This window comes from Thiomonas sp. SCN 64-16 (genome assembly GCF_001725585.1).
Classification (GTDB): Bacteria; Pseudomonadota; Gammaproteobacteria; order Burkholderiales; family Burkholderiaceae_C; genus Thiomonas; species Thiomonas arsenitoxydans.
Window position 1 is genome coordinate 57,980 of the sequence record NZ_MEGQ01000006.1, and the last position, 14,481, is coordinate 72,460.

Annotated in this window: 10 protein-coding genes; 2 read left to right on the plus strand and 8 right to left on the minus strand. The window is 65.8% G+C overall.

Going from position 1 to position 14,481, the window contains the following annotated elements:
* The first annotated feature begins 65 nt into the window (after window positions 1–65).
* Window positions 66–1,373: an isocitrate lyase gene (gene aceA / locus ABT24_RS02975; RefSeq protein ID WP_013105743.1), complete on the plus strand. Its 1,308-nt coding sequence runs from the start codon at window positions 66–68 to the stop codon at window positions 1,371–1,373.
* Between the two features lie 114 nt (window positions 1,374–1,487).
* Here aceA and ABT24_RS02980 read toward each other — a convergent pair whose 3' ends face one another.
* The 8 genes from ABT24_RS02980 to ABT24_RS03015 form a co-directional block, all read right to left on the minus strand.
* Window positions 1,488–1,934 (minus strand): DUF3617 domain-containing protein, encoded by a 447-nt coding sequence (locus ABT24_RS02980; RefSeq protein WP_013105744.1) that lies wholly within the window; start codon window positions 1,932–1,934, stop codon window positions 1,488–1,490.
* 34 nt (window positions 1,935–1,968) lie between these two features.
* Window positions 1,969–3,273, minus strand: coding sequence for an MFS transporter (locus tag ABT24_RS02985; protein WP_276728573.1), 1,305 nt, complete (start codon window positions 3,271–3,273; stop codon window positions 1,969–1,971).
* 75 nt (window positions 3,274–3,348) lie between these two features.
* The gene (locus ABT24_RS02990; protein WP_286737326.1) at window positions 3,349–3,699 is read right to left on the minus strand and encodes a hypothetical protein; all 351 of its coding nucleotides are present in this window, start codon (window positions 3,697–3,699) and stop codon (window positions 3,349–3,351) included.
* A 28-nt stretch (window positions 3,700–3,727) separates the two neighbouring features.
* On the minus strand, window positions 3,728–4,237 hold the full coding sequence (locus ABT24_RS02995) for a dihydrofolate reductase (RefSeq protein ID WP_276728567.1): 510 nt from the start codon (window positions 4,235–4,237) through the stop codon (window positions 3,728–3,730).
* Window positions 4,238–4,325: 88 nt separating this feature from the next.
* Window positions 4,326–5,165 (minus strand): thymidylate synthase, encoded by an 840-nt coding sequence (locus ABT24_RS03000; RefSeq protein WP_276728564.1) that lies wholly within the window; start codon window positions 5,163–5,165, stop codon window positions 4,326–4,328.
* Between the two features lie 213 nt (window positions 5,166–5,378).
* Window positions 5,379–7,118, minus strand: a complete 1,740-nt coding sequence (locus ABT24_RS03005) for an ABC transporter transmembrane domain-containing protein (protein WP_276728561.1) — start codon at window positions 7,116–7,118, stop codon at window positions 5,379–5,381.
* Between the two features lie 109 nt (window positions 7,119–7,227).
* Window positions 7,228–7,725: a bactofilin family protein gene (locus ABT24_RS03010; protein ID WP_276728557.1), complete on the minus strand. Its 498-nt coding sequence runs from the start codon at window positions 7,723–7,725 to the stop codon at window positions 7,228–7,230.
* Between the two features lie 9 nt (window positions 7,726–7,734).
* Window positions 7,735–8,703: a M23 family metallopeptidase gene (locus ABT24_RS03015; RefSeq protein WP_276728554.1), complete on the minus strand. Its 969-nt coding sequence runs from the start codon at window positions 8,701–8,703 to the stop codon at window positions 7,735–7,737.
* 201 nt (window positions 8,704–8,904) lie between these two features.
* Here ABT24_RS03015 and uvrA point away from each other — a divergent pair.
* Window positions 8,905–14,481 (plus strand): excinuclease ABC subunit UvrA (gene uvrA / locus ABT24_RS03020; protein ID WP_286737329.1); only part of this gene is annotated, 5,577 nt, incomplete at its 3' end.

Below are 14,481 nucleotides of genomic sequence, written 5' to 3' on the forward strand. Positions count from 1 at the left end.
TATGCTGCGCCGCAAAAGTCAACTACGCTCAAGCATCGAATTTTTCATTCACCCGGAGAAGCAAGATGGCAGATCGCAAACAGCAAGTGGCAGCGTTGGAACAGGACTGGGCGCAGAACTCGCGCTGGAAGGGCATCAAGCGCGGTTATGGCGCAGAGGAAGTGGTGCGCCTGCGTGGTTCGGTGATGGTTGAGCATACGCTGGCCCGTCGCGGTGCAGATCGTCTGTGGAAGCAGATGCACGACATGCCGTTCGTCAACGCCCTGGGCGCCTTGACTGGCAACCAGGCCATGCAGCAGGTCAAGGCCGGCCTGCAGGCCATCTACCTGTCGGGCTGGCAAGTGGCGGGTGATGCCAACCTGGCTGGCGAGATGTATCCCGACCAGTCGCTGTATCCGGCCAACTCGGTGCCCAGCGTGGTCAAGCGCATCAACAACACCCTCACCCGAGCCGATCAGATTCAGTGGATGGAAGGCAAGCAGCCCGGTGACGAAGGCTTCATCGACTATTTCGCCCCCATCGTGGCCGATGCCGAAGCCGGTTTCGGCGGCGTGCTCAACGCCTTCGAGCTGATGAAGTCCATGATCGAGGCTGGCGCCGCCGGCGTGCACTTCGAAGACCAGTTGGCCTCGGTGAAGAAATGCGGCCACATGGGCGGCAAGGTGCTGGTGCCGACTCGCGAGGCTGTTGCCAAGCTCGTGGCAGCGCGCCTGGCGGCCGACGTCATGGGCGTGCCGACGGTGCTGGTGGCGCGCACCGACGCCGAAGCGGCCGACCTGATCACCTCTGACGTTGACGATACCGACAAGCCCTTCTGCACCGGCGAGCGCACGGTCGAAGGCTTCTACCGCACCAAGCCCGGCCTGGAGCAGGCCATCTCCCGCGGTCTGGCCTACGCGCCCTATGCCGATCTGGTGTGGTGCGAAACCGGCAAGCCCGATTTGGCCTACGCCAAGGCCTTCGCAGAAGCCATTCATGCCAAGTTCCCCGGCAAGATGCTGGCCTACAACTGCTCGCCGTCCTTCAACTGGAAGAAGAACCTCGACGATGCCACCATCGCCAAGTTCCAGAAGGAATTGGGCGCCATGGGCTACAAATTCCAGTTCATCACCCTGGCCGGTTTCCACGCGCTGAACTATTCGATGTTCAACTTGGCCTACGGCTATGCCCGCAACCAGATGAGCGCCTTCGTCGAGTTGCAAGAGGCCGAGTTCGCCGCAGCGCCCAAGGGCTTCACCGCGGTCAAGCATCAACGCGAGGTCGGCACCGGCTATTTCGACGCCGTCACCACGACGATCGAGAACGAGGCTTCCACCGCCGCGCTCAAGGGATCGACCGAAGACGAGCAGTTCTTCGACCGCAAAGTGGCCTGAGGTACCTGGAGAAGAGTGGGCCAGGCCGGGTTGGCCTCGGCCCGCCGAGGAGACGCAGCCGCCTCAAAATTTCTTGAGGCGGTTTTTTTATTGCCGATGTTGAGGCGTGGGTTCTTACTTCACGTCGCCGCAATCGCTGCCCAGGCGCTTGCCGTTCACCTGCATGTCCGATTGAGTCGTTGCGCCCGATGGGGCGACGCTGGTGATGCTCCATTTCGACTCGAATGTTGCTGGGCCGGTGCGGAAGGTGCCGGTCTGCGTGACCTTGGCTTGCGGCAAATCGCAGTGGAAGGTCCATTGCGTCTCGCCATCGGCCAAGGTGGCTTGCTCGCGTGTGCACTGCTTGCCGTCCATTGGCACCACCACGCTCTCCGGTTTCTGCCCCGGTTTGACGCAGATCTTCACATCGCGCTGCATCGGCACGCTCAGGTTCGGATCGACGCGAGTCGTGCCGTGAATGTCCATGCTCCAGAGCCCAGGCTCCATGGGCGCATCTTTGGCGGACGCGGTGGCGCTCAATCCGGCGAAAACCATCATCAAACCCAGGGTGGTATGGCGCATCAAAAAACCTCCAGGGCACAGGGCCCGCAAATCATCAGGAAATGGAAATAGACTTGGTTTGACCGAGATCGCGGTGCCGGGTTTCACCCAGCCCCAGAACGGCGAGCAGGCTGATGACAGCCGCCACGGAAATGTAGCCGCCTACCCAGCTCAGCCCACCGTGCGCCACCAACACCTGAGCGACATAGGGGGCAAGCGAGGCCCCGAGAATGCCACCGAGGTTGTAGGCCGCGCCCGAGCCGGTGTAGCGCACCGTGGTGGGAAAAATCTCGGGCAGCATCGCGCCCAGCGGCGCATAGGTCATGCCCATGAGAAAGAGGGCGCCGCACAGAAATATTCCTACGCCCGTGGTGGTGGCTGAGCCCAGCAGCGGCGCCAGAGCGAAACCCCAGAGCACCGCGGCCCCGGCCGACGCGACCAAGACGGCGCGTCGCCCCAGGGCGTCGCTGGCCCAGGCCGACAACACGGTGGCCACGGCCATGCAGACGATGGCCAACATCAACCAGGCCTGCAGCGTCGGCTTGGGCAGATGCAAGGTGCCGATGCCATAGCTCAGCACGAACACCGCGCTGATATAGAACAAGGCGTAGCAGACCACGATGGACAAAGAGCCGAGTATCAGCGGCTTGAGGTGGCCGCTGAGCAGTTCGGTCAGCGGAACGCGTCGGGGTTGCTTGGCGACTGCCTGGAACAAGGGGGTTTCAGTGAGTTTGAGTCGCGCATACAGACCGATGAGCACCAGCACGGCGCTGACCAGAAAGGGAATGCGCCAGCCCCAGGCCATGAACTGTTCGTGGCTGAGCAGCAGTCCCAGCAGCAGAAACAGACCGTTGGCCACGAGAAAGCCGATGGAGGGCCCAAGCTGGGGAAACATGCCGAACAGACCGCGGCGGTGCTTGGGCGCGTTTTCTGTGGCGAGCAGCGCCGCGCCGCCCCATTCGCCGCCGAGCCCCAGCCCCTGGCCGATGCGCAGAATGACCAGCAACCACGGAGCCAGCTCGCCGATGTGGTCATATCCGGGCAGCAGGCCGATGAGCGTGGTGCACACCCCCATGGTCAACAGCGTGGCGACCAAGGTGGACTTGCGGCCCAATCGATCGCCGAAATGTCCGAACAAAAAGGAGCCGACCGGCCTCGCCAGAAACGCGATGCCGAAAGTGGCAAAGGCGTTGAGCGTTTGCGCCGTGGGCGAGGCGCTGGGAAAGAACACCGGCCCGATGACCAGCGCCGCGGCAATGGCGTAAACGTAGAAGTCGTAGAACTCGATGGCCGTGCCGATGAAGCTGGCGATAGCGATATGCGATGTCTTGTTAACCGGGGCGATGGACGCGGCTGTCATGGAGTCTCCTCATGTTTGTTTGCGAGCAATCTACCGGAAGGCGCGAATCCGGCATGTTTCAGAATGCAAACCGCGTTACGGAGCTTTTTGCTTGCTGCGTTTTGGCAAAGCCAGCCGCCAGATCGCCGCTGCGCAGGCTGCGATGACGGTCAGCGCCAGCAGCAGCCAGGCCAGATTGAGCCACCAAAGCCCGTCAGCTGAGAGCTTGCGCGCAGCAGAGCCCAAACCGCAGCAAACGGGCAGCCAGGCGCTGGCGTTTGCCCAGCCGGCGCAGGCGATGGATAGCCCCTGCGAAGCAAGCCCGGCGAGGCCGAGCAGCAGCAGAATCCAGGTAAACCGGGTATTGAGGCGGAACCCCAGCAGCAGCATGAGGGCGAACAAAAAGGCGGGCAGCCCCGCCCAGACGGCGACGCCTTGGAACAACATTGCGCACACCGCCACGGTTCACACTCTCTCAGTCTGTCGATGCCGTCGTCGCGGTGTAGGTGACGAAGTGATAGGCCCAGCCTTCAGGCGCGAGGTGCGACTCTCGGGCGGTTTCGGTGAAGCGGCTGCGGTCCCAATCGGGAAAGCGCGTGTCGCCGTCGAAGTCGTAGTCGATCTCGGTGAGTTCCAGCCGGTCAGCCAGGGGCAGCGCTTGGGCATAGAGCTGGGCGCCGCCGATGACGAAGGCCAGTGCATCGTTGCTCACATCGTCATTAACCCGCTGCAGTGCCGCCGGAAGTGACTCGGCATGTTCCGCCCCCGCCGCCTGCCATCCGGGCTGACGGCTGATGACGATATTGCGGCGTCCCGGAAGCGGTCGTCCCAGCGAATCCCAGGTACGGCGCCCCATCAGGATGGGGTGGCCCAGGGTGAGGCGCTTGAAGTGCTGCAGATCGGCCGGGAGATGCCAGGGCATGCCGCCGTCTTTGCCGATCATGCCGTTGCGCGCCACGGCGGCGATGAGCACAAGCTGAGTCATGACGAAGTGCCGAGCGCCCGCCCGGCCGCCCGAAGGGCGCGAGCGCCCCCTCGGGGGGCAGCGAACGCAGTGAGCGTGGGGGCTCTGTTCATACCGCCACAGGCGCCTTGATCGCCGGATGGTGCTGATAGTGGCTCAGCACGAAGTCGTCGAAGGTGTAGTCGAACAGGCTCTCGGGCTTGCGCGCGAACTCCAGTGTGGGATAGGGGTAGGGCGCGCGGCTGAGTTGCTCCTGCACCTGGGCGAGGTGGTTGCTGTAGAGGTGGCAGTCGCCCCCGGTCCAGACGAAATCGCCGGGCAGAAGATCGGTCTGTTGCGCGATCATCAAGGTGAGCAGCGCATAGCTGGCGATGTTGAAGGGCACGCCAAGAAAAATATCGGCGCTGCGCTGATAGAGCTGGCAGCTCAGGCGTCCCGGTTCTCCGGGTTGGCGCGGCGGGGCGACGTAGAACTGGAAAAACGCATGGCAGGGCGGCAGGGCCATTTCCGCGATCTGGCCGACGTTCCAGGCGCTGACAATGATGCGGCGCGAATCCGGCTGGGTGCGCAGTTGCCGCAGCACTTCGCTGATCTGGTCGATGGAACGGTGCGGGTCGTCTGCCGTGGGCGCGGGCCAAGAGCGCCATTGCACACCGTAGACCGGCCCGAGTTCGCCGTCTTCGCGCGCCCATTCGTCCCAAATCGTCACGCCATGCTCTTGGAGCCAGCGCACGTTCGACTCGCCGCGCAGAAACCACAGCAGCTCGTAGGCGATGCTCTTGAAATGCACCCGCTTGGTGGTGATGAGCGGAAAACCGGCCGACAGATCGAATCGCATCTGGTGACCGAACACGCTGCGCGTGCCCGTGCCCGTGCGGTCGGTCTTGTCCTGGCCGTGGGTGAAGACGTGACGCATCAGGTCTTCGTAAGGGGTGGGGATGGCGGTCATGAAACACACTTCGTTGGACGCAGGCCGTGGGCTGGCGCAAAGAATATGGCAGAGGCGCAAGAGCCTCGCGCGGGGCAATCAATCTTACCCACGACCTGAGCGTTCACGGCTGGGATGCAGCACAGCGAGCGGCTTTTGCGGTGCCCAGACTGCCTGGCGTCAGGTCGCTGCTCTCAGCATTTTTACCTGCTTGCTGCAACTGTGCTCTAGAACTCACTGCATGAACTGCAGCGACGCCAGGCTAGCGTAGAGGCCGCCGCGAGCCATCAGTTCGGCGTGGGAGCCTATGTCGATGATGCGGCCCTGATCCATCACCACGATGCGATCTGCGCGCTGCACGGTGGCGAGGCGGTGGGCGATAACCAGGGTGGTGCGGTCGCGCATGGCGTGTTCGAGCGCGGTCTGCACGTCGCGCTCGCTGGCGGCGTCGAGCGCGCTGGTGGCTTCGTCGAGCAGCAGCAGCGGGGCGTTTTTCAGAATGGCGCGGGCGATGCTGATGCGCTGGCGCTGCCCGCCGCTCAAGCGCACGCCGCGCTCGCCCAGATAGGTGGCGTCACCCTGCGGCAGTTCGCGCAGAAAGTCTTCGGCCTGCGCCGCGCGGGCTGCGGCCTGCACTTCGGCGTCGGTGGCTTCAGGGCGACCGTAGCGGATATTGTCGGCTGCGCTGGCGGAAAAAATCACCGCGTCCTGCGGCACCAGGCCGATGCGCTGGCGCAAGGCCTTGAAGTCGGCCTGCTGCACGTCCACGCCATCGATGCGAATGCTGCCTTGCTGCGCGTCGTAAAAGCGCAGCAGCAGTTGCAGCACGGTGGTCTTGCCGGCGCCGCTGGGGCCGACCAGGGCCACGGTTTCGCCGGGTTCGATGCGCAGCGAAAAGTCGTCGAGCGCCGGTTTGTCCGGCCGCGAAGGGTAGAAAAACCGCACATGGTCGAGCACCACCGCCGAGCCGCGCTGCACCGCGGGTAGCGCGACCGGGTGCGCCGGATTGCGCACGGGCGATTGCTCAGCCAGCAGTTCCATCAGGCGCTCAGTGGCGCCGGCCGCGCGCAGCAAGTCGCCAAACACTTCGGCCAGCGCGGCGGCCGAACCGGCCACCAGGCCGATGTACAGCACCGTCTGCCCCAGAACACCGGCGCTCATGCGGCCTTCCATGACCGACACCGTGCCCAGATACAGGCCATAGAGCAGGGCGCCGAACATGGCGACGATGATGAAGGCGGTGAGCAGCGAGCGCACCTTGTTGCGGCTGACCGCAGTGCGGAATGCGGTTTCGGCCGAGTTGGAAAATCGCCTTGCTTCGTCGTCTTCGCGGGCGTAGCTCTGCACCACCGGCATGGCGGCGAGCACTTCGGAGGCCAGCGCGCTGGCGTCGGCGATGCGGTCCTGGCTGGCGCGCGACAGGCGCCGCACGCGGCGGCCGATGAACACGGCGGGGGCCACCACCACGGCAATCACCACCAGCACGCCCAGCATCAGACCGGGATTGGTGATGATGAGCATGGTCATGCCGCCGATCAGCACCACCACGTTACGCAGCCCCATGGAAAAACTGGTGCCGACAACGGTCTGCACCAGCGTGGTGTCGGTGGTGAGACGAGACAGCACTTCGCCGGTTTGCGTGTGCTCGAAAAACTGCGGGCTCTGCCGCAGCACGTGGGCATAGACGGCGCTGCGCACATCGGCGGTGATGCGCTCGCCCAGCCAACTCACCATATAAAAGCGCGCGGCGGAAAACACCCCCAGCGCCACGGCCAGCCCGAACAGTCCGGCGAAATGCCAGCCTAAAGCCGCCCGGCTGGCTTGTGCGTGCAGCATGCCGGCGTCGATCAGCCAGCGCAGCGCCATCGGGAAGGCCAGGGTGCTGCCCGCGGCGAGCAACAAGAAGAGCAGCGCCACCGCAATGCGTCCCCGATATGGGCGCAGAAACGGCAGCAAGCCGCTCAAGCTACGCATCGAGCGGCTGCGGGGGCGTTTGTCGGTTTGGGGGAGGGAGCGGGATGAGGCGTATTCGGCGGACATGCAGGCATTACAGCATGTCAGCTTTCAGCATGCAGGACGAATGTCAAACGGCGGATCGAATGTCGGGATCGCCTTGCGCCTGATTGGGCTCGGGCACTTGAGCCTCGTGATCGAGTTGCAGCACCTCCGGCTCTTGCGTCATGCCGGTGCGGCTGTAGCCGGTGAAATGCGCCCCGGCTTCGATGTCGAGTGATTGTGCCGTCACGTCGCCTTCGACCTGGCCCTGGCCGTGAATGCGCAGTTGTTCCGTCGCGTGCACTTTGGCCTTGATGCGCCCGTGCACCAGCACACTGCGAGCGCTGACCTGTTTGCCTTCGATCGCGCCAGTGGTGGAGACTTCGAGATCGCCATCGACCTGCACCGTGCCGAAGATCGTGCCGTCAACGCGCAGATTGCCCGCCGCGCGTAGGTCGCCATGCACCTCGCTGCCCGCGCCGATGTACGTCAGCGCCGAGGGTGTGACGGCGGCCGTCGCGGCGGAGGCGGCGGCGGATTCTTTCGACCAGACATCGGTGGTCTTCGGCGTTTTCGGCTTGAACATGAGGCAGTCCTATCGTTGGGCAAGCAGGTAGGTGGCGGGGTCGAGCGTCTTGTCCCCGTAGAGCAAGGTGTAGTGCAAATGCGGGCCGGTGGAGCGGCCGGTATTGCCCGACAGGGCGATGACCTGACCACGCGTGACCGTATCGCCCGCCTTGACCCGGATGGTGCTGAGGTGGCCGAACAGGCTGCGGTAGCCGAAGGGGTGGTCGATCACCACGCAGTTGCCATAGCCCGACTTCCACCCCGCACTCTCGACCACGCCGTTGGCGGTGGCGTGGACGGGCGTGCCCGGTTTCACGCCGAAGTCGATGCCGTTGTGAAACTCCACGCCGCCGCCCATGGGGTTGGGGCGCAGGCCGTAATCCGATGTGATGGGTGCATCGCCAGTGACAGGGTCGCCCATGGGCCGCGCCGCCTCCAGCGAAGCGAGGTGATGGGCTTGCGGCAGCAACAGACTCAGGCGCGCACCGATCAGATCGACTTCATCGTGCAGCAGCGCTGGGGCATTGGCCGCGTTGAGCGGTTGGGCGATGCCGCCCTGGTTGACGTTTTTCTCTTCCACCGGAAACTGCTCGGCCCGCTTCTGCACAAATCCGCGCATGGTGGTGGCGAGGCTGTCCACGCGCTGTTTGAGCGCGAGAAGATGGCTGGCCATGGCGCCGTTTTCGGCCTGTAGCCGGGCGTTGGCGCTCTGGGCGGTGGCGGCTTGCGCGGCCAGTTGATCCGCGCGCTGCTGCAGATTGCCGCTGGCGACTTGGCGCCAGGCCATGAAAAACGTGACTATGAGCCACAGGGCGACGGCCGCCAGCACCCAGAAAGCCGCACGACGCAGGGCATCGAGGTCGATACGGAAACTGTGCGCGGCATGGCCCGGCCGGGTAATGAGAATTTCCAGATGCCGCGAATGAGCCGCCGCGCGCGGGTTGGCGGGCTTGCCGAACAGGGCGGAGATCAGGGCAGGGCGCTGGGATGGTCGCATACGTGAAAAGTCTGCGGGCAAATCGGTGACAAATTCTACCCAGCGCTGGGGATGAACCGCCGCGAATGCGGGTGAATGGTTACAGCTTGAAACGACACAGTCGGGCGCGGCTGAAGGACGGCTGTGAGTCAGTTTTTGATGGGCCGCCAACGCAAAGTCCTGCTGGAGACGCAGTGCAATCGCTGCCGGTATAGTGCTCGGATGACTGCACATTTCCCCAGCTCTTCGGCATCCGCTTCCGACGAAAACAACGCCATCCGCATCTTCGGTGCGAGGCAGAACAATCTCAAGAATCTCGACCTGGACATTCCGCTGGGGCGCATTGTTGTTGTCACGGGCGTTTCGGGGTCGGGCAAGAGTTCGCTGGTGTTCGACACGGTGTACGCCGAAGGGCAGCGGCGCTACGTCGAGACTTTCTCGCCTTACGCGCGGCAGTTTCTCGACCGCATGGATCGCCCGCAAGTCGATCGCATCGAGGGCATTCCGCCGGCGATCGCCATCGATCAGACCAACCCGGTGCGCACCTCGCGTTCCACCGTGGGCACCATGACCGAGCTTGCCGATCATCTCAAGCTGCTGTTCGCCCGCGCGGCCAGGCTGTACTGCCGGGGCTGCGGCGCGGAGGTGCGGCGGGATACGGCGCAGAGTATCGTTGAAGACGTGCAGCGCCGCGCGCGCCTGCTGCCGCAGGGGCTGCGCGCCGCCGTGGTGTTCGCGGTGGCAATGCCGCAGGGCATGAGCGTGGAGCACATCACCCAGCAGCTCGCCGCGCAGGGTTACACCCGCATTCTCGGCGAGCGCGACACGCCCAAAGGACGGGTGCTCGACGTGGTGCAGGACCGGCTGCGTCTGCCGACCGACGAGCCCGCGCGGCTCAGTGAGGCCGTCGAGGTGGCGCTGCGGCTGGGCCAGGGACGCATGGAAGTGCACGAGCTGCCGCGCGATGCCGAGGCCGCCGAGGGTAAAGGAGCCATCTGGCGTTATTCCTCGGATCTGCACTGCCCGGATTGCGACATCCATTACCGCGACCCCAGTCCCGGCCTGTTCAGCTTCAATTCGCCTGTCGGCGCTTGCGAAACCTGTCGCGGCTTCGGCCGGGTGATCGGCGTCGACCTCGATCTGGTGATTCCCGATGTGCGTAAAACCCTGCGGGCCGGGGCGGTGAAACCCTGGCAGACGCAGAGCTTTGCCGAATGCCAGACCGATCTGGAGCGCTACGCCGCGCAGGCCGAGATCAGGCTCGATGTGCCTTGGGCCGAGCTCAGCGAACGCGAGCGCACCTGGGTCATCGAGGGCGACCCTGATTGGCGCGGCAACTGGCAGAAGCAGTTCTACGGGGTGCGGCGCTACTTCGACTGGCTGGAAAGCCGCGCTTACAAGATGCATGTGCGCGTGCTGTTGTCCAAGTACCGCAGTTACACCGCCTGCCCCACCTGCCAGGGCGCGCGGCTCAAGACCGAAGCGTTGCTGTGGCGCATCGGCTCGAAGCTCCAGGCCGACACCGCGCTGCAAGGCGGCTACCGGCGCTTCCGCCCGGTCGGGGCGCAGTGGAGCGACGCCGTGCTCGGTGGACTTCCGGGCTTGAATCTGCACGACGTCAACTCGCTCCCGATCGAGCGCCTGCAGCGCCTGTTCGCCGATCTGGCGCTGCCGGACATGGCGCAGGCGGCCAGCAGCATGCTGCTCGACAACATCCGTTCGCGTCTGCGCTACCTGCGGGATGTCGGCCTGGGCTATCTCACCCTCGACCGCCAGTCGCGCACCTTGTCGGGCGGAGAGGTGCAGCGCATCAACCTCACCACCGCGCTGGGTACGGCGCTGACGCAAACCCTGTTCGTGCTCGACGAGCCGTCCATCGGCCTGCATCCGCGCGATCTCGACCGGCTGGGCGGTGTGCTGCATCGGCTCAAGGAGGCGGGCAATTCGCTGCTTCTCGTCGAGCACGATCCCCAGCTCATGCGCACCGCCGACTGGATGCTGGAAATCGGCCCCGGCCCGGGCGAGCGCGGCGGGCATCTAGTGTTCCAGGGCACACTCGATCAGGCGCAGCGCGCAGACACGCTGACCGGCCGTTACCTCAGCGGTGAACTGAAGGTGAGCGACGCTTTGCCGCGCCGACGCACCCCGCGCCGCGATGTGCAGGGCGGTCTGCTGGCGCCGCGCCTCATTCTGGAAGGCGCGCGCGAGCACAACCTCAAGTCGCTGACAGTCGAGATTCCGCTGGGCTTCATGACGGCGCTCACTGGCGTGTCGGGCTGCGGCAAATCCACCCTCATCGGCGACGTGCTGTATCCGGCGCTGGCCCGCTCGCTCGGCAAGACCGCGCCCGTTCCCGGTGCCTTCGACCGCCTGCTCGGCGCCGATCAGGTGGGTGATGTGGTGCTGGTCGATCAGTCGCCCATCGGCAAGACGGCCCGTTCCAACCCGGTGAGTTTCGTCGGCGCTTTCGACGGCATTCGCGCCCTGTTCGCTGCCTTGCCCACCGCACGCGAGCGCAGCTACACCGCGGGCACCTTCAGCTTCAACAGCGGCGAGGGGCGCTGCCCCACCTGTGGCGGTTCGGGCTTCGAGCATGTGGAGATGCAGTTCCTGTCGGACGTCTACCTGCGTTGCCCCGACTGCGACGGCAAGCGCTACCGCGCCGAAGTGCTCGAAGTGCAACTGCCGGCGCAGGCCGGGTTCGCCCCGCTGAACATGGCGCAGGTGCTCGATCTCACCGTGGCCGAGGCGCTGCAGCGCTTTCGCGGGCAATCCGACATCACCCGCACGCTGCAGGCCCTGGTGGACGTGGGGCTGGACTATCTGCGCCTGGGCCAGCCCACGCCAACGCTATCAGGCGGGGAAGCCCAGCGGCTCAAGCTCGCGGGTTTTCTGGCCGAGGCCGCCAAGACCCGCGCCGGACTGGCGCGCAAGGGCACGCTGTTCCTGTTCGACGAGCCGACCACCGGCCTGCATTTCGACGACGTGGCCAAACTGCTGCGGGCCCTGCGCAAACTGCTGGACGCCGGGCACACCGTGCTGGTGATCGAGCACAACCTCGATGTCATCGCCTCGTCGGACTGGGTCATCGACCTCGGCCCCGAAGGCGGTGACGCCGGGGGACGGCTGGTGTTCGCCGGACCGCCCGACGAACTGGCCGCCTGCGCGACGTCGTTCACCGGCCAGGCACTGGCGCGGGATGCGGCGCAACGACGGGCCAGGAAAAACCCCTCCCCACCCCAACCCTCCCCACCCAGTGGGGAGGGGGTGTTCTCCTCCTCCACTCGTGGGGCAGGCCGGGAGGGGCATTCGAAGGACGCGCGAAGCGTCGTTCTCACCTCCTCCACTTGTGGGGGAGGCCGGGAGGGGGCAGCGAACGCCTCGTCTCTGTTGCAAGCCGCCGAACCCGCTGCGACCTACTCCGCCGCCGACGAACCCGTCGGCCCCCACCTCGCCAGCGCCTTACGCGCCGGCAAGGCCGGATTCATCGCCATCCGTCAGGCGCGTGAGCACAATCTGCGCGGGATCGATGTGGACATTCCCCGTGGCGAGATGACGGTGATCACCGGCGTTTCCGGTTCCGGCAAATCGACCCTGGCCTTCGACGTGCTGTTCACCGAAGGCCAGCGGCGCTATCTGGAGTCGATCAATGCCTATGCCCGGCAGTTCGTGCAGCCGGCGGCGCGGCCCGATGTGGAAGCCATCGTCGGCATTCCGCCCACGGTCGCCATCGAGCAACGCACCAGCCGCGGCGGGCGCAAGAGCACCGTGGGCACGCTCACCGAGGCTTACCACTTTCTGCGACTGATCTATGCCAAGTGCGGCACGCAATACTGTCCGGACTGCAACATCCCCATCGAGCCGCAAAGCCCGGAGGCCATCGCCGCGCAATTGCTGCGCGACTGGCGCGGTCAGCACATCGGCCTGCTGGCGCCGCTGGTGGTGCAGCGCAAGGGTTACTACACCGATCTGGCGGTGTGGGCGCGCAGCATGGGCTACACCCATCTGCGGGTGGACGGCGCATTCGTACCCACCGATCCCTGGCCGCGGCTCGACCGCTTCAAGGAGCACAGCATCGAACTGCCCGTCGGCGACGTGGTGGTGCGGGCGGAGAACGAGGAGGCATTGTGCGATCTGCTGCGGCGTGCCTTGGCGCTGGGCAAAGGCGTGGTGCTGGTACTGGCGCCGCTCGATGGTTTGAAGGAGGCGATGGAAGCCGGGCAGCCCGAGCCGCCGATGCGCAGCCTGCTGCTGTCCACCAAGCGCGCCTGTCCAGGCTGCGGGCGCAGCTTCCGCGAACTCGATCCGCGTCAGTTTTCCTACAACTCGCCCACCGGCTGGTGCCCCACTTGCTTCGGCACCGGGGAACTGATCGCCGGTTTCGATGCCGAGCAGACCGGCGAGGAGGCCGCCTGGGTCGAGGCGGATGGCGAGAAAGCGACGCCGCGAGGCAAACCGGGCCGGGGCCGCAAGGCCGCGCCCGTGGCTGAGCCGGGCGCTCCGTCCACCTGCCCGAGCTGCCACGGCGCGCGGTTGAACCGCGACAGTCTGGCCGTTCGGCTGCGCGATCAGTCCATCGCCCAGCTAGCCGCACGCGATGTCGATGCCGCCGCAGCCTGGTTCGGCGCACTGGCCCTCACACCGCGGGAAGCCGAGATCGTGCGCGACGCCCTGAGTGAAATCCGCTCGCGCCTGGCCTTCATGCAGCAGGTGGGCCTGGGCTATCTGGGGCTCGACCGCGGCGCGCCCACGCTCTCCGGCGGCGAGGCGCAGCGCATCCGGCTGGCGGCGCAACTCGGCAGCAATCTGCGCGGCGTGTGCTACGTGCTCGACGAGCCGACCATCGGCCTGCATCCGCGGGACAACCGCATCCTGCTCGACGCGCTGGCCCTGCTCAAAGCCAAGGGCAACACCCTGGTGGTCGTGGAACACGATGAAGACACCATGCGCCGGGCCGACCATCTCATCGACATCGGCCCAGGGGCGGGGCGTCGTGGCGGGCAGGTCGTGGCCAGCGGCGCACTGGCAGAAGTCATGGCCCATGCCGACACGGCCACCGCGCGCAGTCTGCGCGATCCCATGCCCTGGCCCTTGCAGCCTCGTCCGATCACCCAGGCCGACCAGCCCGCCTTGCATCTGCGCAGCGCGCATCTGCACAATCTGCAGGGCTTGAGCGCGCAGTTTCCGCGAGGCCGCCTCACCGTGGTCACGGGCGTGTCGGGCTCGGGCAAGTCCACGCTGGCCCGCGAAGTTCTGGTGCCCGCGCTGCGCCGGCGGCTCGCGGGAGACGGGGGCGAACTCGAAGGCGCGGGCGAGCTGATCGGTTGGGAAGGCCTGGAGCGCGTGCTCGAAGTCGATCAGTCCCCCATCGGCAAGACGCCGCGTTCTTGCGCAGCGACCTATCTGGGCCTGTGGGACGGCATTCGCCAGTTGTTCGCCGACACCGAGGAAGCGCGCATCCGCGGCTATACCGCCAGCCGCTTCTCCTTCAACGCTGGCCCTGGCCGCTGCCCGACCTGCGAGGGGCAGGGCGCGGTGAAGGTGGCAATGAACTTCTTGCCCGACGTCACCGTGCCCTGCACCGATTGCAACGGCCTGCGCTTCAACCCTGAAACGCTCGCCGTGCGCCTGCGCGGCCGCAACGCCGGCGAGGTGCTGCAGATGGAGGTGGACGAAGCCGTCGAGTTTTTCGCGGCGCACCGCAAAATCCATCACGCGCTGCAATTGCTGCAGGACGTGGGGCTGGGTTATCTGCAGCTCGGCCAGCCTAGCCCCTTCCTGTCGGGCGGCGAGGCGCAG

Bases quoted from the DNA above. Each gene is read 5' to 3' on its own strand.
- ABT24_RS02995 (WP_276728567.1), bottom strand. From the start codon at position 4,237: ATGACTCAGCTTGTGCTCATCGCCGCCGTGGCGCGCAACGGCATGATC.
- ABT24_RS02980 (WP_013105744.1), bottom strand. From the start codon at position 1,934: ATGCGCCATACCACCCTGGGTTTGATGATGGTTTTCGCCGGATTGAGC.
- ABT24_RS03015 (WP_276728554.1), bottom strand. From the start codon at position 8,703: ATGCGACCATCCCAGCGCCCTGCCCTGATCTCCGCCCTGTTCGGCAAG.
- aceA (WP_013105743.1), top strand. From the start codon at position 66: ATGGCAGATCGCAAACAGCAAGTGGCAGCGTTGGAACAGGACTGGGCG.
- ABT24_RS02985 (WP_276728573.1), bottom strand. From the start codon at position 3,273: ATGACAGCCGCGTCCATCGCCCCGGTTAACAAGACATCGCATATCGCT.
- ABT24_RS03010 (WP_276728557.1), bottom strand. From the start codon at position 7,725: ATGTTCAAGCCGAAAACGCCGAAGACCACCGATGTCTGGTCGAAAGAA.
- ABT24_RS03005 (WP_276728561.1), bottom strand. From the start codon at position 7,118: ATGCGTAGCTTGAGCGGCTTGCTGCCGTTTCTGCGCCCATATCGGGGA.
- ABT24_RS03000 (WP_276728564.1), bottom strand. From the start codon at position 5,165: ATGACCGCCATCCCCACCCCTTACGAAGACCTGATGCGTCACGTCTTC.
- ABT24_RS02990 (WP_286737326.1), bottom strand. From the start codon at position 3,699: ATGTTGTTCCAAGGCGTCGCCGTCTGGGCGGGGCTGCCCGCCTTTTTG.